We start from the raw sequence: 19,465 nt of genomic DNA on the forward strand, positions 1-19,465 counted from the left end.
GAATTCAACCTCTTTCTTGAAAATGTTTGTACCTTCCAGACGGAAAAGACGGAAAAAGGTTGCAGCCAAGCGTACAAATTTCCGAAACAGAGCATGACCACGGGGATTTTAATTATTTATAGTTTGAACTTAATACAGTGTCTATATTCAACAAATCCATCCATAAAACAGTTAACGGAGGAGTTTTCGAAGACTTTTTTCTGGATACAAAAAAAGCCCCAAAGGGGCTTTTCACTAAGAGCATACACCATATCACAAAGCAAATCTTTGTTTATTGATTTTCCAGCTCTACCTTACTAACCAGACTTACTAAAGCGTTTACAGCCTGTTCGGCGTCCGCACCTTCAGCACTAATATTGATTTCAGTACCTGTACTGATGGCAAGACTCATAATACCCATGATGCTCTTGGCATTAACCTTTTTGTCTTCTTTTTCCACAAAAATCTCAGATGAATATTTATTCGCTTCCTGTACGAACAACGCAGCAGGTCTGGCGTGCAGTCCTGTTTTCAAGCGTACGACTACCGGATGTTTTGACATGTCAGCTTACCCCCTCATCAAATAAATCTGGACACTACTTACTCCATTTTATTTATCACATTATAACATTAACCCGGGACAGACACTAGAAAAAAAACTAAAAAAACCGGGGCTGAAAGCCCCATGGACATTCTTTTTACGGAATCAGGCCATTTTCGCCCCTGATTTTGTCAGCCATCTCATCAATTTTGCGAAGCCGATGATTTACACCCGATTTACTCACGACCCCTTTGAGCATTTCCCCGACTTCTTTTAAATTCAAATCGGGATGAGCGAGACGAATTTCTGCCACTTCACGCAGTTTATCCGGCAAGGTCTCCAAACCAACTTCCCTCTCCAGCAACTTAATATTCTCAATTTGCCGGACAGCAGCTCCGATCGTCTTGTTTAAATTAGCCGTTTCACAATTGACAATGCGATTTACGGAATTGCGCATATCGCGCATAATGCGTACATCTTCAAATTTGAACAAGGCTTGATGCGCCCCAATGATGCTAAGCAGCTCAATGATCTTCTCGCCTTCCTTGATGTAGAGAATAAAACCTTTTTTTCGCTCAATACAGCGAGCATTTAGGTGAAACTCATTCGCAAGATCAACGAGTGCCTGACAATGCTCCTCATACATCGAAGAAATTTCAAGGTGGTAAGACGATCCTTCAGGATTGTTGACAGAGCCACCTGCCATAAAGGCGCCCCGCAAATAAGCCCTCTTACAACAGTTTTTCCGAACGATATCCCGATTAATCCCGTCAGTGAACAAGAAACCTTCTGAGACGATATAAAGATCCTTTAACAGCTGTTGCACACCATTGGGAATACGGACAATGTACACATTATTTTTTTTCAAGCGCATTTTTTTCCGTACAAGCAGTTCGATATGAAGTTGAAAATGCTTCTTGATCAAGGAGTAAATCCGCCTTGCAATCGCGGCATTTTCTGTGGACACGTCCAATATCACCCTTTTATTCGACAGTTGTACGGATCCGAGCATACGTATGAGCGCAGATAGTTCCGCTTTCTCACAGCAGGACTGGCTTTCAATCATCGTAAGCTCTTTTTTCGTTTGTGCCGCAAAGGACAAGGGACTCACCTCCTTCTTAATATCCAGTTTTGTACCAATTGGTAAATATGCTGGCTCAATTTGTCGGCATCATGCCGTAAATACGTGCGGAACAGAACTAATGTATCTGCCACCACTTTATATCCCCGATCGGTCAGCTCGCCCATGTCTACTTGAACTGGCTTAGCGCCCTGCTCGGCATACATTTCCTGTACTTGGGGTGGAATTTCTCCGTTATTTACAATGACATAGTCGAAGAGATGATGCCCTACATGCTCAAAAATAGCTTGCAGGTGATCTCCTACCGTATAGCCATCGGTTTCTCCAGGCTGGGTCATAACGTTACAGACAAATATTTTGATAGCGTCTGATTTTACTACAGCTTCAGCGAGTTTAGGTACAAGCAAATTCGGTAATATGCTGGTATATAGACTGCCGGGGCCAATCAAAATCGCATCAGCCTCATTAATGGCCTCTACAGCCTCAGGCAACGGCTCCACGTGAGTCGGTTCAAGAAAGACGCGTTTGATTCGTCCGCCCGCTTCCGGGATCTTGGACTCTCCGGTAATCACCGTGCCATCCTCCATTTCGGCACTTAGCACAACGCCTTCCTCAGCTGCCGGCAGCACGCGTCCCCGGACAGCAAATACACGGCTAAGCTCACGCACCGCCGTTACAAAATCTCCCGATATATCGGTCATCGCTGCTAAAATCAGATTACCCAGGCTGTGGCCTGACAATCCTGATCCCGCACCGAAACGGTATTTCAGCATATCTGACATCACTGGTTCCACGTCAGCCAAGGCAGTCAGCACATTGCGAATATCCCCTGGAGGGGGCATCTGCAGCTCACTGCGCAAAATCCCGGAGCTTCCGCCATCGTCAGCGACTGTAACAATAGCCGTAATATCTAGCGGCTTTTGCTTTAAGCCCCGCAGCATGACGGACAAGCCGGTTCCGCCGCCCATAACAACAATACGTGGGCGCTCCCGTTGTGATCCGGTCTCTTTCATGATTTCACCTCATTAATGCCGGTCCCGATCAGCATCCCGATGCGAAACAGAAACAGATTCTGTCTCGCTGGCACCCAGCATTTTTCCTAAATACTCCGATATTGCAACAGAACGATGCTTACCGCCAGTACAGCCAATGCCGATAATGACCTGGCTTTTGCCTTCTTTGCGATATTGCGGAATCAAAAAGTGTAACATATCCAGCAACTTGGTCAAGAATGCCTGAGTCTCGGGCCATTTCATGACATAATCATATACATCGCTATCCTGTCCCGTGTGGGGACGTAGTTGGTCCACATAGTGGGGATTAGGCAGGAAGCGCACATCGAATATAAGATCGGCATCAATGGGAATACCATACTTGAAGCCAAAAGAAGTAATGTTCACGGAAAGCATACTGCTCTCCAGATGAGAAAATCGTGAAATAATCCTCGCCTTTAAGGTTGCAGGCTTCATCACACTTGTATCAATAACCTGTGTAGCCGAGCTTTTTAATTCTTCCAACATCTTGCGCTCCAACCGAATCCCATCCAAAGGCATGCCGTCTGGAGCCAGCGGATGACGTCTACGGCTTTCCTTATACCGCTGTACGAGAACGCCATCATTCGCATTTAAGAATAAAATTTCACAATGAATCGTAAAATGATCTTTAATATAATTCAACGATTCAGACAAGGCGGTGAAAAATTCTCGTCCGCGTAAATCAATTACGAGTGCCACCTTGCCTATTTTACCGTTAGACTGCTCAATCAACTCGGCAAATTTGGGAATCAGTACAGGAGGCAAATTATCAACGCAGAAGAAGCCCAAGTCTTCCAGGCTCTGAACCGCAATGGTCTTCCCTGCGCCTGACATCCCCGTAATAATAATGAGCGTTGCCCACGGCGCAGCATTTTTTAGGTTATCTGTCATATGGACTTCCCTCTCCTTTTGCTTCTTCGCTCTATGCCAGTACCCGTATTATCAGTAACCTGTGGATCAGGATCAGGAACGTAGCAACAAACCAGCTGCCCCTACGATACCTGCGTCATTGCCCAGCACAGCTGGAACAATCGATACCCCTTTTTGAAGGGGCTCAGGTGCCAGTTTGGTGTACACGCGACGCATCTCTTCAAACAAAAAGTCGCCTGCTTTGGAAACACCGCCACCTATAATAAACAACTCTGGATTAAGCACAGCGGCAACTGCTGCCATAGATTTCCCCAAATAAAAGGCAGCCCGGTTCACGATACGAAGCGCGACTTCATCTCCAGCTTTAGCAGCATCAAATACTTCCTTGGCAGCAATTTGATCTTCCAGCGCCAGAGAGGTCCGGTCGCCACGTTCCACAGCGTCCTTGGCCATACGAATGATGCCTGTTGCGGAAGATACAGTTTCCAAGCAACCCATTTTGCCGCATCCACACTGAATAGCCTCCAGATCAGGTACGACACTGATATGGCCAATTTCTCCGGCCATGCCCGAAGAACCTTGGTATATTTTACCGTTTATAATAATGCCGCCACCTACTCCTGTTCCCAGGGTATAGCATACGCAGTTTTCGATGCCTTTGCCTGCTCCGGCCCAAGCTTCGCCAAGCGCGGCAACATTGGCATCATTGTCTATTTTCACAGGCTTGCCAATCCGGTTCTCTAGGAGCGCACGGATCGGCACGTCACGAAAGCCAATATTAGGAGCGAGGACAATAATACCATCACGAACATTCGTAAAACCTGCAACGCCTGCACCGACACCCTTTAGTTGATCCCACTCATAAGGAGATTGCTCAACAATATGCCGCACATATTTTTCGATATTACCGATGACAACGTCTACACCTTTATCGGTTTCGGTTGGTCCTTCATATGTGTGCAAAAGCTGTCCGTTTTCATTACAAATGCCGACTTTAATCGCGGTACCGCCCAAATCGACACCTACATAGATACTTTCAGACATGTTCCAAGCCACCTTTATGTTTACTTAAAAACCTGGTATGAAATATATGCTTACAATTCCTACTTCATAATAGTAATCCTACGTTCCAACTATAATTGAAGCCCCCGTTACGGTCAAGGACACTTCCTTGTTGAAAAGTGTACGATTAGCGGAATTTTTAACCTCATGCACCCATAAGAAAAACGTCTATTGACGTACTTTCAAGGAAGCCAGACCACGCTTAACGGAAATTTTTCTTGCGATTATAGATTGTTCAGCTCCGCTGAAAACTTATAAATTCTATAATCATAAAAAGGAGAAAGCCTGTGCAAACGCAGCAGGCTTTCTCTTCCTGAACAAAAGATGCGGCATAACAGAGGTTTCCTTCGCTCTCCCGTTAGCCTTTTTGTGTACTATAGACACGCTTTTATTGATCCAGTGTTTCGCTCCAGTCGTGAACAGCACTGCCTTCGAGATACTTCTCGCAGTCCATAGCCGCCATACAGCCCGTTCCCGCAGCCGTAATAGCTTGACGGTAACGGTTATCCTGTACGTCCCCACAGGCAAAAACTCCGGGGATGTTCGTTTCCGTTGTGCCTGGCTTTACTACAATATAGCCGTGTTCATCGGTATGAATTTGTCCGTTCAGGAAACCTGTGTTCGGTGTATGCCCGATGGCTACGAACACGCCATCTACCTCAATCAGCTCATCCTGATTGGTCTCATTATTGTGTACCTTCAAACCTTTTAAGCCAGCTTCTCCCGTCACAACTTCCAGAGGAGTCCGGTTTAATGCCCAATGTACTTTTTCGTTCTCACGCGCACGATCTTGCATAATTTTGGATGCCCGCAACTCATCGCGACGATGGACCAAGGTTACACTGGAAGCAAAACGGGTCAAGAAGCTCGCTTCCTCCATGGCTGAATCGCCACCGCCAACCACGACAATCTTTTTCCCGCGGAAAAAGAATCCATCGCAAGTTGCGCACGTGCTGACTCCGCGACCTACATTGTCCTGCTCACCCGGAATGCCTAGATATTTGGCGGACGCACCTGTAGCAATAATGACCGACTCCGCCTCAATGATACCTTTACCCTCTACCTTCACTTTAAAAGGGCGTTTGCTGAAATCTACTTCCTCTACCCATCCGGAAGTAAATTCAGCGCCAAAACGTTCAGCCTGCTTGCGCATATTATCCATCAGTTCAGGCCCGAGGATACCTTGCTCAAAACCCGGGAAATTTTCAATTTCGGTCGTTGTAGTAAGCTGCCCACCGGGCTGCATCCCTTCAATGATCAGCGGATTCATGTTAGCGCGTGCCAAATAAATAGCGGCTGTGTAGCCTGCAGGACCTGTACCAATAATTATGGATTTATACATACGTTTGTTGCCTCCTTTAAGTGATGTTTGGAGCAGGTCTCAGACCTGCTTTTTAAACGTGGAGAGCGGCTGCTTCAGCTTCTGTTTGATACCACACACGCTGTCAATCTGGCGTGCATAGCGGCTTACGGTCGATACGGAAATACCATAACGATCGGCTACTTCCTGATAGGTGACTGAATGATGATGCATTTTGGCTGTCAAATATTCTAGCGCCGCTGCCCATCCCTCAGTATGCTGAACCATCGGAACTTCCGGGGCGAGCCGATCCAAATACTCCAGCCAAAGCGATTTCAAATCGTGCTGCATGGCCGGATCTGATGGCTTGCTCATGACGGTCAGTACCTTATCCAGCACTGCCTGCCATTGTGGATCGACTGGGGAAGCAGATACATCACCTTCAATTGTATGCGGATCGTTCTCAACCTCCGACTGATCAGAATGTTCCGTTTCCGGGTACATTTTCTGCTCACCCTGCTCCGCCAGCTCTTGCAATACTTGCAAGGCACGACGTTTCAGCTCATCCTCCTGGTCCGGGTCTTCTACGAAGGACTCCAGTGCCTGACGCACCTCATCATCACCGATCAGGCTTAACGCCTGAATGACCTGAAGCTGAGTCGCCCGGTCCCCGTGGCGCAAGGCCCAGAAGAAGGATGATCGGATTAGCGGGTCCTTCTTCATGCTGTCAGGCACCTGGTCAGCACCAAACTTCTCCCACATGCGGAATTGCTCCTCAAACGGGAGATGATAATGATAGCTGAGCACTTGCAGCGGTGTACCCTCCTGCTGGAGTTCCTCCAGTCGGGACAGGAAAAACCGCGGAACTTCCGAGGAAGCATCCTGCTTTTGCAAATGACTCCACAACCGCCGAGCTTCCGCATATCTTCCCGTATTGCTGGCAGCTACCGCCGTGTAATGGTACAAAGAAGCGTCCGCATTGTTCTCTCCATCGCCATGAAGCAACCTGCGGAAATGTCTGTAGGCCTCCTCGTGGCGTCCGAGAATCCCCATAGTGGTCGCCAGCTTGAATACCTGCTCCTCCTGAAACGGTATAGTAACCGCCAAAGTCTGCACCAGACGATCCAATTCCGGGCCGCCGCCCTCGTGCTGATAAAAGATCGCCAAGTTGCACAATGCGTGTAAATTACCCGGCTCATCTTCCAGCACTTGAATAATGGTAGCCTTAGCATTTTGGAACAATCCCATGTAGTAATACGCCAGCGCCAGATTATTCCGCGCAGCGAACATATCCGGTTGTTCCTCTGAAATTTGCTTGAGCAACTGGGCTGCCTGAGCAAATTTCCCCTCCTCCAGCAGGACACGAGCCTGATCATGCTCTACTACTCCCTGCCGGGCCTTAATGCGGTTCAGCTTCGTTGGACGGTCCAGCTCATAATAGAGCAGCTCCATCATTTCCTCCGCTTCATCAAGAAACTGGCCTTCTTCGTCCTCCTCCAGGTACGTGACCAATGCTTTCTCCGCTTCTTCAAACTGCTCCATATTAGCGTAATTATTCGCCATATAGAAATAACACTCTGTCATCGACGAGTCTACGTCACTTAGAACAGAGGACAGGATCTCATTCGAACCTGCATAATCCCCCATCTCTGATAATATACCCGCCATATTGCAATGATTCACCGGATTATCCGGTTCATATTCAACGGCTTTGCGAAAATATTTCAATGCCTTGTCATAATGATTGCGATCAAGCGAGCGCACAGCTTTCTCAAAAAAGAAAGATGCGTCGAAACGCAAAGCAATAATTTTAGGGCTAGGTTCCGATACTCGCAGATGTTTCCCTTTCATAAATAACCAAGGCACCTCCTTTAAAAGTAACTGGCATGTTCATACCCTTCAGTATACCACAACTTCAAAACGACTTGACAGTCGATCCTACCTCATTCCAAAAAACGGATACATGCTCGTATACCGATAGATATATATACAAGAATACGCTAAATAGCCGAGCGCTTTTTCCCTGTATAAATAGGGAGCGTTCGGCTAGCCACTGGATATGATACTTAGACCCAATAAACGTAATAATTAAAGCGTCAGCGGCACCAGCGAGCGCTCGCGATGCTGAAATACGGCAAGCTCGCGATAGCCGACTTCATATAGAAGCGCGCGTGCCTTCTCCAAGTGCTCGGACAGCTTCGATGGATCATGAGCATCCGATCCTACGGTCAGCGGGATGCCTAGCGTAAAAGCTTCTTCCAGCATGCGGCGGCTCGGGAACATCTCGGCGCAGGGCTTCGAAAGCCCTGATGCATTCAGTTCCATCGCCCGACCGCTACGGGCAACAACTGAGAGTGCGGAGCGCTCCAGTTCACGCAGCTCCTCCATTTCCTCCGGCTTCGGATGATAGCCGAAGCGCTTAATGACATCCAGATGACCCATGATGTCATACAAACCGGTAGCTGCCGCCTTAGAAACCGCATCATAATATGTGCGGTACACCTCAAGCACATTTTTGCCTTCCCAATGGTGTACCTGACGGAAGTCCGTGACATCCCATTCACCGAGAAAGTGGACGGAACCAATCACATAATCCCAGGGATACGCGGTGATGATGTCTTCGATTTCTCGTTCCCAGCCCTCGATGTAGTCGCCTTCCAAGCCAACACGAATATCAATTTGTCCTTTAAAACGTTCCTTCAGTTCCAAACATTCTTCCACGTAGCGGGGCAGCTCCTCCATAGGCATCGCCATTTCCGGGTAATAGTCAGCCGGTTTTACATGCAGTAGTGGCATGTGATCGGACAAGCCGAGCTGATCCAGACCCAGCCGAATTCCCTGCTGTACATACTCTTCCAGACTCCCTATGGCATGCCCGCAGCGGGCGTGATGCGTATGATAGTCGATTTTCATGCGACCCTCCCCCTTTCAACACTACAACAAACCGTACTAATCACGACGAGGACGTTCATGACGGCGATTCAGCTCAGCCAGCACGTCATCGAGCGGTAGCTTGCGCTCCTGCAACAGCACCAGCAGGTGATAAATCAAATCGCTGACCTCCAGGCGCAGTTCGTCATTATCTTTATTTTTGGCGGCAATGATTGTCTCGGATGCTTCCTCGCCAACCTTTTTCAAGATTTTATCTACACCTTTATCAAAAAGATAAGTCGTATAGGCCCCTTCAGGACGTGTCTCTTCGCGCTCCTTAATAATCGCCTCCAGCTGGGCAAGCACCTCAAAGCGGTCTGCTGAAGCATTGGAAACATCATTTACCAGCGTGTGGTCTCCTGCATTTCCTGCAACAGGTGCTACAGCCGTTCCTGGCGCGGAAATATCACGAAAAAAGCAGCTCGTTGCTCCTGTATGACAGGCAGGACCACTCGGAATGACACGTACCAACAGGGCATCACCGTCACAATCCAGCTGGATGGAGGTGATTTTTTGCGTATTCCCCGAAGTAGCCCCCTTATGCCACAGCTCCTGTCTGGAACGAGACCAGAACCAGGTCTCTCCCGACTCCAAAGATAGTTTCAGCGACTCGCGGTTCATATAGGCCAGCGTCAGCACCTGAAGCGTAGCATCATCCTGCACAATCGCCGAGACAAGACCTGCCTCATTCCAGCGGACATTATCCAATATCTGCTCCAGAGATAGCTGTTGGTTCAATTCGTTGCTCATCGTATCTCCACTCCTCTGCGCTTCAAATCCCGTTTTAGCTCAGGGATTCCTATTTCTTTATAGTGAAAAATCGTTGCTGCTAATCCAGCATCCGCTTTGCCCGCCGTAAACACGTCATAGAAATGCTCCTGTTTGCCTGCTCCGCCAGAAGCGATAACTGGAATCCCGACGGTATCCGACACCGCGGAAGTCAGTGGCAGGTCAAAGCCGTCCTTGGTTCCGTCCGCATTCATGCTGGTCAGCAGAATCTCACCGGCTCCCAACTGCTCAGCTTCCTTGGCCCAGGCCAAGGCGCGGATACCAGATGGCGTGCGGCCTCCGTGCGTATACACTTCCCACTCGCCCCACGCCTCGTTGTACTTGGCATCAATGGCAACAACGATACATTGTGAGCCAAAGCTGCGCGCACCCTCCGCAATCAGCTGAGGGTTACGGACAGCCGCCGTATTTACGCCTATTTTATCAGCTCCGGCACGCAAAATGCGTTTCATATCATCGACATGAGATATCCCGCCACCTACGGTGAAAGGAATGGCAATTTCCCCGGCTGTCTGACGAACTACTTCTTCCATGGTGGCACGCCCTTCAACTGAAGCAGAAATATCCAGAAATACGATTTCGTCCGCCCCTTCCCGGTCATAAAGCGCCGCCAATTCCACCGGATCGCCTGCATCGCGTAAGTTCACAAAATTAACGCCCTTAACCACCCTGCCATCCTTTACATCCAAGCAGGGAATAATACGTTTAGCCAGCATGCCTACTCCCCCTATGCCTTTGCTACAGCTTGTACGGCGACCTGTAAATCAATGCTGCCTGTATACAATGCCTTACCCACAATAGCACCGCCTACACCCTCTTTCGCATAGGTGCTCAGCGTGATTAGATCGTCCATCTTGCTGACACCGCCGGAAGCGATCACGGTTCGTCCACTGCTTTTCGCAAGCGCTACGATTGCCTCCACATTCGGGCCTTGCATCATTCCGTCGCGGGAAATGTCTGTGAAAATGAACGTTTCCGCTCCCTTGGAGGCCAACTCAGCAGCCAATTCGTCCGCTCGAACCTCCGAGGTTTCAAGCCATCCGCGCGTGGCCACATAGCCATTACGTGCATCCAGACCAATGGCGATCCGATCACCGTAGGTACCCAATACCGCTTCCGTAAAAGCACGATCCTCAATCGCTGCCGTGCCCAAGATCACACGGCTCACGCCCAGCGACAACAGCCGCTCCACATGTTCTCGTGTACGCAAGCCGCCACCCACTTGTACAGGCACTTGCACCGCAGAAGCGATGCGCCCAATGAGTTCATCGTTCACCGGTTGACCTGCTTTAGCACCGTCCAAATCAACCAAATGAATGTAGGAGCCGCCCAAACGCTCCCATTCTTGGGCAACCTCCACCGGGTTTTCGTTGTATATCGTCTCCTGGTTATAATCTCCTTGTACCAGTCGTACACATTTGCCATCGCGAATATCAATCGCCGGGTATATCGTGAACAAAGTATGACCCCCTTGTGAGCTATTCAACATCTATATGCCTTTACATCAATCAACGACCAAAGTTGGCGTACCTCCAACTGCAGACTCACGAATCGTTACGCTCGCTTTTCCGCTTCCGCTAGTTCCAAAAACTGACGAAGCAGTTGCATCCCCATTTCCCCGCTTTTCTCTGGGTGGAACTGCATGCCATATACATGGCCTCTGCCCACGATAGCCGTTACGGGCCCACCGTAGTCGGTCACCGCCAGCAGGTCACTTTCGACCTCCGGCTTCGCATGATAGGAATGCACAAAATACACATGTCCTTCCTCCAAGCCCTGTAACATCGGGTGATCCGGCTGAGTCATACGCAGACGATTCCAGCCCATATGCGGCACTTTAACCCCCAGATCAGGAGCAAACCGAATAACCTCGCCTGGTAAAATATTAAGCCCTTCGTGACTGCCGTATTCTTCACCACGAGTGAATAACAGTTGCATTCCTAGACAAACACCGAGCAGCGGTTGTCCAGCGCTTGCAACCTCCTGAATCACCCGATCCAATCCGCTGGAACGCAAATGCTCCATAGCGTCCCCGAATGCCCCTACACCCGGCAAAATCACACCGCTGGAGGAACGAATCACTTGGGCATCTCCCGTTACTACAGCCTCATAGCCAAGACGCTCAACCGCCTTGCTCACACTATGCAGATTGCCTCTGCCGTAATCCACAATGGCAATGGACATGGACTACAGCACTCCCTTCGTTGAAGGCACTCCCGTCACTCGCGGATCAATGGAGGTCGCTTCATCCAGTGCACGTCCCAGTGCTTTGAACACCGCCTCAATCATATGGTGGGTATTTTGCCCGTAGTGAACGATGACGTGTAGCGTCATGCGAGCCTCCAACGCAAATTTCCACAGAAATTCATGCACCAGCTCTGTCGAAAAGCTCCCTACCTGCTGTGATGGATACTCCGCACGATACTCAAAATGGGGTCGGTTACTCAGATCAATGACAACTTGCGCGAGCGCCTCATCCATCGGTACAAAGACGCTGGCATAGCGCTTAATTCCTTTTTTATCACCCAACGCTTCCAGTAAGGTTTGCCCCAAACAAATACCAATGTCCTCCACGGTATGATGATCGTCGATATCAACATCCCCTCTGGCCTGTACATTAAGATCAAATTGTCCGTGCTTGGTGAACAAATCCAGCATGTGATTCAGAAAAGGAACATCCGTTTCAATCTCAGCTTGCCCTGTGCCGTCTACTGCAAAAGATAGCTGAATATCCGTTTCGTTCGTCTTCCGGCTGACGCTGCCTGTACGTCCTGTTACGTTATTTTCGTTCCCCATCGCCATCCACCGCCTTCTTTTCATTGTCCAATCGAACTTGTATCGCCCGTGCGTGACCTTCCAGTCCTTCATGGCGGGCAAGCTGCATAATCGTCTCTCCATTGCGCAGCAGTGCTTCCTTGCTGTAATAGATCATACTCGACTTCTTGATAAAATCATCAATATCCACTGGCGAAGAAAACCGCGCCGTTCCATTCGTCGGGATAATGTGGTTAGGTCCAGCAAAATAATCGCCTACCGGCTCCGAGCTGTACGCTCCCAGGAAAATAGCTCCCGCGTTTTCGATCAGACCCACATGCTCCATCGGCTGCTCTGTCATAATTTCCAAATGTTCTGGTGCCAGTTGGTTTACAATATGGATACCCTCTTCCAAAGTGTCGACGACAATGATAGCCCCGTATGCCTCCACAGATGCAGCAGCAATATCTCTACGCGGCAGCTCTGCCAATTGGCGCTGTACTTCAGCTGATACTTCTTTGGCCAAGCGTTGCGAGGGCGTAACCAGTATGGCTGAGGCCATTTCATCATGTTCCGCCTGTGAAAGCAGGTCGGCCGCTACATAAGAGGCATTCGCCGTGTCGTCAGCCAACACGACAATTTCACTTGGTCCCGCTATACTGTCGATATCCACCGCGCCGTACACCTCTCGCTTCGCTAGCGCTACATAAATGTTGCCGGGACCGCAAATTTTATCGACTGGTTCAATGCTATGTGTTCCGTAAGCGAGAGAGGCAATCGCCTGCGCTCCGCCAACCCTATATATTTCCGTTACACCAGCCTCTGCCGCAGCTACCAGTGTATATGGATCTATCCCTGCCTTGCCGCCTGTAGCCGGGGGTGTCACCATGACAATCTCCGGTACACCAGCTACCTGAGCGGGAATGACATTCATCAGCACCGAGGATGGATAGGCTGCTTTACCGCCCGGAACATACACGCCTACACGTTTCAACGGTCGGATAATTTGGCCGAGCAAGCTACCATCCGGCTGTAAATCCATCCACGAATTACGTTTTTGCTTCATGTGAAAAGCACGGATATTATCCGCCGCCTCTCGAATCGCCTGTAAAAAAGAAGGCTCTACCTTGTCATATGCCGCCTTCAATTCTTCCTCCGTCACACGAAGTTGCTCTGCTACCAGCGATACACCATCAAACGATTGCGTATACCGCAGGACAGCCTCATCCCCCTCTTGGCGTACCGAATGAATAATGGTACGCACAGCCTCATTTTGCTCAGGTGTGCCGTAATCCACCTCCCGTTGGAGGCTGAAATCACGGGCTGATACGATCTTCATTTGTCCATTCCCCCTTACTTGCAGCTTGCAGAATGCCCTGTAACCATTGGCTTATTCCTTTAGTTCATTTATTCACGGGGTGCCACCGCATTTGGAATCACCTGATGCAATCGGTCACACAACGCCTGAATCGGGCCGTTTTTCATCCGGTAGCTGACCCGATTGGCAATCAGACGACTGGTAATATCCAGTATGCTGATCTGCTCGACTAATCCGTTCTCCCGCAAGGTTTGCCCCGTTTCCACCATATCAACAATACGGTCTGCCAGACCAATTAACGGCGCCAGTTCAATGGAGCCATTCAGCTTAATAACCTCCACCTGTTGACCTTGCTCCCGAAAATACTGGGAAGCCACGTTCGGATATTTTGTAGCGACCCGCTGACGAATACCTGGCTGCCAATCTGGTAAAGCAATCACCGACATCCGGCAACGAGCAATCCCGAGATCCAGCAGTTCATACACATCCTTGTTTTCTTCCAGCAAAACATCCTTGCCCACGATGCCGATGTCCGCCGCCCCATACTCTACGTACGTAGGAACATCGACGGGCTTCGCCATAATAAATTCCATGCCTAGCTCAGGCAGTGGAATGACCAGTTTACGCGTTTCGTCCACATCCAGTGGAATCGGAACCCCCGCTTGGCGAAACAGCTCGGAAGCCTGCTTATAAATCCGTCCCTTTGGCATGGCTACCTTCAACGTTTCCGTCATGGCAATTCTCTCCTTTGTACTGGCTGTCTTCCTTCGGCTGTATAGCTGTATACCTCTGCGTACAGGCCATGCTGTTCACGACGTCGATCTTCCGTTCCGCCCGTGAGCCCTGTCACTACCGTAAGGCCTATTGCGCGTAGCTGTGCCGCTGCGGATAACGCCTCTTGGCGTCCCTGTTCGTCATAACGGATAAGTACAGGAAGCTTCGTCTCCATTTGGATACCATCCACACCATCGACGATGCGGTTTGTCTTCAATGCAAATCCCGTTGCAGGTACGGATCGACCAAACTGCTGAAGCAGATTGTCATAGCGACCTCCGTTGCATACCGGGAACCCAATCTCCGCCGCATAGCCCTCAAAAGTCATTCCTGTATAATATGAAAAATCTCCGATCATGGTAAGGTCGATTAACACATGCTCAGATACGCCGTAAGCCTCCAGTACTTCCCACACCTCGCACAAATGTGCAATGGATCGAATCGTCTGCTGCTCCACACTAAGACGGGTAGCCTGGTCACAAATTTCTTTTCCACCGCGCAACCGAAGAATAGCTTCCAGCTTATCCCGATGTTCGGGAGCCAAGCCCAAAGCTTCAATCGCTGTTCGGTAGCCCACTACATCACGACTGAGCAACAGTTCCTTTAGCGCTTGTTGTTCAGCCTGACGGCCGGGAATGATTTCCTCAAATAAGCCGTTCAGGAATCCCACATGCCCCATGGCAATTTTAAAAGAGGTCACCCCTGCTGCCTGTAATGATGCAATTGCCAATGCTACAACTTCTGCATCAGCCTCAGGCGAATCATCACCCACCAGCTCCACACCCGTCTGAAAAAACTCCGCTTCTCTTCCTGCTTCTTCCTCAATCGCCCGAAATACATTTGCGTGATAGGAAAGTCGGAGTGGTACTTCCTCTTCCTTTAGCAACGAAGATACCACCCGTGCAATCGGAGCGGTCATATCCGATCGCAGCACCAACGTGGTTCCCCGGTTATTGAGCAATTTAAACAGCTTCCGATCGGAAGTAGAACTAGCCACTCCCACCGTATCGTAGTATTCCATCGTAGGCGTCATAATCTGGCGGTAACCCCAACGCTCCATGCATTCGAGTACATTCAGTTCAATGGCCCGCAGCTTCGACACTGCACGCGGAAGATAATCTCGAACCCCTACAGGGATCTCAAATCCTTTTGGCTTAGACATCTCTATCACCTCATGATTTCACAATATCTTTATCATGGTAAAGTGCTAACAAACTAAAGTATATTCGATATATTATCATGCCCTACTTGTGAACGTCAACCGAACAGCGCAGCCCTTTTTTTTACGGATTCGCCAAGTGGCTGCCCCTCTCTATATTTTATCCAATGCAAAATACATGAATCCTATATGAAAAACATCTATCAACGTATTCTCCGGAGCAAGACCGCGCTTACGGTAATTTTTGAGCATATAGAGTTGTTCAGCTCCACTGAAAACTTATAAATTCTGTACTCTAAAAAAAGACTGCCAGCTTTAAGCTAACAGTCCAAATCAAAATATTTAGCTATTTATCTGTTCATCTTTACTCCGGGAAGGAAACTTTGGAACCGTGCCCAAACCGATCCATGCAAATGGTACATATCGAAAACACAACGTCACAATCAGCCATGAGCCAAACAGCGCCAACAACCATCCACCCGCAACAGAGAAGATATATTCTACCGGCGTTCCTTGGAAATCCAACTTGCGATACACCCGCAATAACGCTGGGTGAAGTAAATAAATGCCGAATGAGCATGCCCCCAGCCAACTGATTAACATTCGCAGCCTATCGTTAGTATGACGATATAATAAGACCGAGAACTGAAACAGCACCAGCGCAGAGACGAGGGCATATGCATTATGGAGCAGTTCATAGATCAGCGAGTCTGCATAGATGGCTTTGCGGTATGCTACAAACCATATTTGCACATAAGCTATACCCAGGAGTAGCCAAGCCACCCACAAGCCCCACCAACTGATCAACTGACTGCGACTAATTGCCGTACCTGACACCGGTAAAAGCCACTTTTTAAACCCTTCATATCCAATTGCTACAGCTGCACCCAAGGCAAAATAACTGATATACGTAATCGCAAGACTTCCTCTTTCCTCTTGCCAAACGTATTTGTTCAGCAATACAAACCCCCATTGAATGACTAACCCTACTATCAAAATGACAAAGGCCGCTCTCCGTGGGCTCGATATCGAATGGCGTAAACGCTGCACTCCCCACAGCAACAGCGGAAAGACCAAATAAAATTGGATGATGATGATGACATAATACAAATGCGTGTATGCCTTTCCCGTTAACAGCACGAGCGGAAGATCACTGAGCGGCATCAACCCACGTGTTACCAAGGTCAAATAATACACAAGAGAAAACAAAACGTACGGTAACACAATAAACATCAGTCTTTTTCGGAAAAATATAAGCATATTCTTACCACGAAGCGGCCTATCAACATAATTGTAAAATAAAACAAACCCGCTCACAAAAATAAATACGGGCACTGCAAAGCTACTAAACACATTTAAAAATAAAAAAGGATAAAACAATAGAGAATGACGCGCATCAATTAAAGCCATTGAAGTCGCATGAATGGTAACAACGGCTGCAATTAATATTCCCCGGTAAATATCAAGCTCTGGTATACGTTCTTTTTTGACCAAATCAACACGCTCCCATATCGCCTTGCAAATATGTCTGTTATCAATTTTTAAACATAATTAACATGCATTACCCCACTTATTATACAGAAAAACAATGCAAGAAAGACCCCTTAATACATAAGGGGCCTTTCTATTGTGCTATTTACTGCTCATTCACACCAGAGCGTCTTAAATCACGTAACGGATTGCCACCCACAAATGCACCTGCGGGCACGTCTTTATGCACGACCGCTCCGGCCGCTACGATAGCTCCGTCACCGATGGTCACACCCGGCAAAATGGTTGTGTTGGCGCCGATCAACACATGATCACCAATCACCACTTTACCGATACGATACTCCTCTATGAGGTATTCGTGAGCCAGTATCGTCGTGTTATATCCAATGACCGAATTGTTCCCTATCGTAATATGCTCCGGAAAAAAAACATCTACCATCACCATCAGGCCGAAGGCCGCATGTTGCCCCACCTTCATCCCCAGCATTCTGCGGTAAATGACGTTTTTCAGAGAAAGCACAGGACAATACCGGGCAATCTGTATAAAAATAAAGTTCTTAATGCCTTTCCAGCGGCTCACCGTCCGATAAATCTGCCACAACGCATTGGGACCTTCTACAGGATAGCGGTTCACCTTTCTCACGATACATTGACACCTTGAAGCTCCAACTTCAGCAAATCCCGCATATCATGCAACATGTAGTCTGGCCCATATCCGCGCAGAGTTTCCTCACCCTTGAGCGACCAAGCTACACCAGCCGATTTCACACCTGCTGCCTGAGCTGACAAAATATCAAAAGAACTGTCTCCGACCATCAATGTATGCTCTGCTTCAGCATTCAAACCTGCCAATGCCTTGAGCACTGGCTCAGCGTGTGGCTTTGGATGCTCCACATCGTCTACCGTCACAATATAGTCCATAGAGGAGGTCAGATTGAACAGGTTAAGTACACGTAACGTGGATGGTCGTATTTTGGTTGTCACAACCCCCAGCTTAATTCCTCGCGCACGCAACTCCTGAATAACCTCAATGACATATGGAAATGGCTTCACCATTTGATCATGATGAATCTGATTATAAGCACGGTAGTCCTTAACTAACCCAGATACATCCGTTAATCCCGAAAAAGTACGGAGTTGATCGTCCAGCGTTCCACCCATATGAGGAATAATATGCTCCCGCGTCAGCGGATCAGCATCCGGATGATTCAAAATGTGTAGAAATGTGCTGATAATCAACTCATTCGTATCCATGATGGTGCCGTCTAAATCAAACAAAATCGTATTTATCATAGATGCTCCTTCTTGTCCTCGTCCGTGTCTTCCTTAGGTAGCTTATCCGTCGTAGCTGTTGGAGGAACCGCGCCCTGTCCTGGACGGGATACCTGTTCTGGCGTCACGTCAGGTACCTGATCAATCCCCGCTTTGCTGGAGATAATCGGATCGCTATACCGAGCAACAGATGTGCCCTTCCGGCGACGAACCAAAATGAAAATCACAGCGGCTACCACAATGAAAATAGGCAGCAATTGCGAGATCCGTACATTACCGTAACTCGGGTCCAGATGCCCTGGTTCAAACCCTAACCACACCATAGGAGACCACAAAGCATTCACAAAGGAAGCCAGCCAATCTGGTCCCTGAAAAGCCAAACTATCCGTCCGTACACGCTCGATGAAAAAGCGGCCAATCGAGTACCAAATGAAGTAAAACGCAAACATTTCGCCTGCACGTACAAATTTCATACGACGAATGACGAGCAGCAAAATCACACCGACAATACTCCACAGTGATTCATATAAAAATGTAGGGTGATGGAACACCCCGTTAACGTTCATCTGATTCACAATGAAATCCGGCAGATGGAGCTGATTTCGCAAAAATGTTTCTTCCGTCGGTCCACCGTAGGCTTCCTGATTGACAAAATTACCCCAGCGTCCAATCGCTTGACCGATCAGTAGGCCTGGTGCACAAATATCAGCGATACGCCAGAAGTTATACCCTTTATACCGGAAATAAATGACCGCACATATAATGGCCCCGATCAAGGCACCGTATATCGCAATACCGCCGTTCCAAATTTTGAAAACATCCCATAGATTATCTCGGTAGTCTTCCCATTTGAAGGCTACATAATAAATACGCGCTCCAATAATAGCTGATGGAACACCCAAAAGCAGCATATCCATAAAAAAGTCCTGCGGAATACCGAATCTTTTTCCTTCACGGATGGCGAGATATAAACCCACAAGCGCCGCCAGCCCCAAAATAAGCCCATACCAGTGGACCTTGATTGCCCCGATTGAAAAAGCGATCGGATTCAGCAGTAATGTTGCCGTTGACATATGTTTCTCTCACTCCTCGTTCTTCCTTGCAAACGAA

20 protein-coding genes are annotated in these 19,465 nt (G+C 48.5%); all 20 read right to left on the reverse strand.

The window, feature by feature from the left end:
• Window positions 1-271: 271 nt before the first annotated feature.
• On the reverse strand, window positions 272-541 hold the full coding sequence (locus MKX59_RS26905) for an HPr family phosphocarrier protein (protein ID WP_013368811.1): 270 nt from the start codon (window positions 539-541) through the stop codon (window positions 272-274).
• 136 nt (window positions 542-677) lie between these two features.
• A complete protein-coding gene (gene whiA, locus MKX59_RS26910; RefSeq protein ID WP_013308256.1) occupies window positions 678-1,622 on the reverse strand; it encodes a DNA-binding protein WhiA in 945 nt (314 codons plus the stop codon).
• Between the two features lie 5 nt (window positions 1,623-1,627).
• Complete coding sequence (locus MKX59_RS26915) at window positions 1,628-2,614, reverse strand: gluconeogenesis factor YvcK family protein (protein ID WP_023986485.1); 987 nt, start codon at window positions 2,612-2,614, stop codon at window positions 1,628-1,630.
• Window positions 2,615-2,626: 12 nt separating this feature from the next.
• Window positions 2,627-3,526 (reverse strand): RNase adapter RapZ, encoded by a 900-nt coding sequence (rapZ, locus tag MKX59_RS26920; protein ID WP_013308254.1) that lies wholly within the window; start codon window positions 3,524-3,526, stop codon window positions 2,627-2,629.
• A gap of 72 nt (window positions 3,527-3,598) precedes the next feature.
• The gene (locus tag MKX59_RS26925; protein ID WP_023986484.1) at window positions 3,599-4,549 is read right to left on the reverse strand and encodes an ROK family glucokinase; all 951 of its coding nucleotides are present in this window, start codon (window positions 4,547-4,549) and stop codon (window positions 3,599-3,601) included.
• A 406-nt stretch (window positions 4,550-4,955) separates the two neighbouring features.
• The gene (gene trxB / locus MKX59_RS26930) at window positions 4,956-5,909 is read right to left on the reverse strand and encodes a thioredoxin-disulfide reductase (RefSeq protein ID WP_013308252.1); all 954 of its coding nucleotides are present in this window, start codon (window positions 5,907-5,909) and stop codon (window positions 4,956-4,958) included.
• A 39-nt stretch (window positions 5,910-5,948) separates the two neighbouring features.
• Complete coding sequence (locus tag MKX59_RS26935; protein WP_023986482.1) at window positions 5,949-7,718, reverse strand: tetratricopeptide repeat protein; 1,770 nt, start codon at window positions 7,716-7,718, stop codon at window positions 5,949-5,951.
• Between the two features lie 237 nt (window positions 7,719-7,955).
• Window positions 7,956-8,780 (reverse strand): histidinol-phosphatase HisJ, encoded by an 825-nt coding sequence (hisJ, locus tag MKX59_RS26940; RefSeq protein ID WP_340859443.1) that lies wholly within the window; start codon window positions 8,778-8,780, stop codon window positions 7,956-7,958.
• 36 nt (window positions 8,781-8,816) lie between these two features.
• Window positions 8,817-9,548 carry a bifunctional phosphoribosyl-AMP cyclohydrolase/phosphoribosyl-ATP diphosphatase HisIE gene (gene hisIE / locus MKX59_RS26945; RefSeq protein WP_028541874.1) on the reverse strand — a complete coding sequence of 244 codons (732 nt, stop codon included), beginning with the start codon at window positions 9,546-9,548 and terminating at the stop codon, window positions 8,817-8,819.
• The gene (gene hisF, locus MKX59_RS26950) at window positions 9,545-10,303 is read right to left on the reverse strand and encodes an imidazole glycerol phosphate synthase subunit HisF (protein WP_013308248.1); all 759 of its coding nucleotides are present in this window, start codon (window positions 10,301-10,303) and stop codon (window positions 9,545-9,547) included. Before hisF ends, hisIE begins: the two co-directional genes overlap by 4 nt.
• 11 nt (window positions 10,304-10,314) lie before the next feature.
• Window positions 10,315-11,046 (reverse strand): 1-(5-phosphoribosyl)-5-[(5-phosphoribosylamino)methylideneamino]imidazole-4-carboxamide isomerase, encoded by a 732-nt coding sequence (gene hisA / locus MKX59_RS26955; protein ID WP_023986478.1) that lies wholly within the window; start codon window positions 11,044-11,046, stop codon window positions 10,315-10,317.
• Window positions 11,047-11,141: 95 nt separating this feature from the next.
• Complete coding sequence (gene hisH / locus MKX59_RS26960; protein WP_028541873.1) at window positions 11,142-11,771, reverse strand: imidazole glycerol phosphate synthase subunit HisH; 630 nt, start codon at window positions 11,769-11,771, stop codon at window positions 11,142-11,144.
• 3 nt (window positions 11,772-11,774) lie between these two features.
• Entirely contained in the window at window positions 11,775-12,383 is a 609-nt protein-coding gene (gene hisB / locus MKX59_RS26965) for an imidazoleglycerol-phosphate dehydratase HisB (RefSeq protein WP_013308245.1), read from the reverse strand.
• Window positions 12,367-13,680 (reverse strand): histidinol dehydrogenase, encoded by a 1,314-nt coding sequence (hisD, locus tag MKX59_RS26970; protein WP_264454304.1) that lies wholly within the window; start codon window positions 13,678-13,680, stop codon window positions 12,367-12,369. Before hisD ends, hisB begins: the two co-directional genes overlap by 17 nt.
• Before the next feature lie 68 nt (window positions 13,681-13,748).
• A complete protein-coding gene (gene hisG, locus MKX59_RS26975) occupies window positions 13,749-14,393 on the reverse strand; it encodes an ATP phosphoribosyltransferase (RefSeq protein WP_023986475.1) in 645 nt (214 codons plus the stop codon).
• On the reverse strand, window positions 14,390-15,595 hold the full coding sequence (locus MKX59_RS26980; protein WP_023986474.1) for an ATP phosphoribosyltransferase regulatory subunit: 1,206 nt from the start codon (window positions 15,593-15,595) through the stop codon (window positions 14,390-14,392). Before MKX59_RS26980 ends, hisG begins: the two co-directional genes overlap by 4 nt.
• A gap of 339 nt (window positions 15,596-15,934) precedes the next feature.
• The gene (locus MKX59_RS26985) at window positions 15,935-17,086 is read right to left on the reverse strand and encodes an acyltransferase (protein WP_028541870.1); all 1,152 of its coding nucleotides are present in this window, start codon (window positions 17,084-17,086) and stop codon (window positions 15,935-15,937) included.
• Between the two features lie 142 nt (window positions 17,087-17,228).
• The gene (locus MKX59_RS26990; protein ID WP_028541869.1) at window positions 17,229-17,726 is read right to left on the reverse strand and encodes an acyltransferase; all 498 of its coding nucleotides are present in this window, start codon (window positions 17,724-17,726) and stop codon (window positions 17,229-17,231) included.
• Window positions 17,723-18,376, reverse strand: coding sequence for a pyrophosphatase PpaX (gene ppaX / locus MKX59_RS26995; RefSeq protein WP_028541868.1), 654 nt, complete (start codon window positions 18,374-18,376; stop codon window positions 17,723-17,725). Before ppaX ends, MKX59_RS26990 begins: the two co-directional genes overlap by 4 nt.
• Complete coding sequence (lgt, locus tag MKX59_RS27000) at window positions 18,373-19,428, reverse strand: prolipoprotein diacylglyceryl transferase (RefSeq protein WP_023986466.1); 1,056 nt, start codon at window positions 19,426-19,428, stop codon at window positions 18,373-18,375. The genes ppaX and lgt overlap by 4 nt, the downstream gene beginning before the upstream one ends.
• Between the last annotated feature and the right edge of the window lie 37 nt (window positions 19,429-19,465).

Origin of the sequence: Paenibacillus sp. FSL R7-0340 (assembly GCF_038002205.1) — a bacterium.
Taxonomy (GTDB): Bacteria; Bacillota; Bacilli; order Paenibacillales; family Paenibacillaceae; genus Paenibacillus; species Paenibacillus polymyxa_B.

Excerpts from the sequence above, each read along its gene's own strand:
- ppaX (WP_028541868.1), bottom strand. The coding sequence starts at position 18,376 with ATGATAAATACGATTTTGTTTGATTTAGACGGCACCATCATGGATACG.
- MKX59_RS26935 (WP_023986482.1), bottom strand. The coding sequence starts at position 7,718 with ATGAAAGGGAAACATCTGCGAGTATCGGAACCTAGCCCTAAAATTATT.
- lgt (WP_023986466.1), bottom strand. The coding sequence starts at position 19,428 with ATGTCAACGGCAACATTACTGCTGAATCCGATCGCTTTTTCAATCGGG.
- rapZ (WP_013308254.1), bottom strand. The coding sequence starts at position 3,526 with ATGACAGATAACCTAAAAAATGCTGCGCCGTGGGCAACGCTCATTATT.
- hisB (WP_013308245.1), bottom strand. The coding sequence starts at position 12,383 with ATGGGGAACGAAAATAACGTAACAGGACGTACAGGCAGCGTCAGCCGG.
- hisF (WP_013308248.1), bottom strand. The coding sequence starts at position 10,303 with ATGCTGGCTAAACGTATTATTCCCTGCTTGGATGTAAAGGATGGCAGG.
- trxB (WP_013308252.1), bottom strand. The coding sequence starts at position 5,909 with ATGTATAAATCCATAATTATTGGTACAGGTCCTGCAGGCTACACAGCC.
- MKX59_RS26915 (WP_023986485.1), bottom strand. The coding sequence starts at position 2,614 with ATGAAAGAGACCGGATCACAACGGGAGCGCCCACGTATTGTTGTTATG.
- hisD (WP_264454304.1), bottom strand. The coding sequence starts at position 13,680 with ATGAAGATCGTATCAGCCCGTGATTTCAGCCTCCAACGGGAGGTGGAT.
- MKX59_RS26925 (WP_023986484.1), bottom strand. The coding sequence starts at position 4,549 with ATGTCTGAAAGTATCTATGTAGGTGTCGATTTGGGCGGTACCGCGATT.
- hisH (WP_028541873.1), bottom strand. The coding sequence starts at position 11,771 with ATGTCCATTGCCATTGTGGATTACGGCAGAGGCAATCTGCATAGTGTG.
- hisIE (WP_028541874.1), bottom strand. The coding sequence starts at position 9,548 with ATGAGCAACGAATTGAACCAACAGCTATCTCTGGAGCAGATATTGGAT.
- hisG (WP_023986475.1), bottom strand. The coding sequence starts at position 14,393 with ATGACGGAAACGTTGAAGGTAGCCATGCCAAAGGGACGGATTTATAAG.
- hisJ (WP_340859443.1), bottom strand. The coding sequence starts at position 8,780 with ATGAAAATCGACTATCATACGCATCACGCCCGCTGCGGGCATGCCATA.
- MKX59_RS26980 (WP_023986474.1), bottom strand. The coding sequence starts at position 15,595 with ATGTCTAAGCCAAAAGGATTTGAGATCCCTGTAGGGGTTCGAGATTAT.
- MKX59_RS26905 (WP_013368811.1), bottom strand. The coding sequence starts at position 541 with ATGTCAAAACATCCGGTAGTCGTACGCTTGAAAACAGGACTGCACGCC.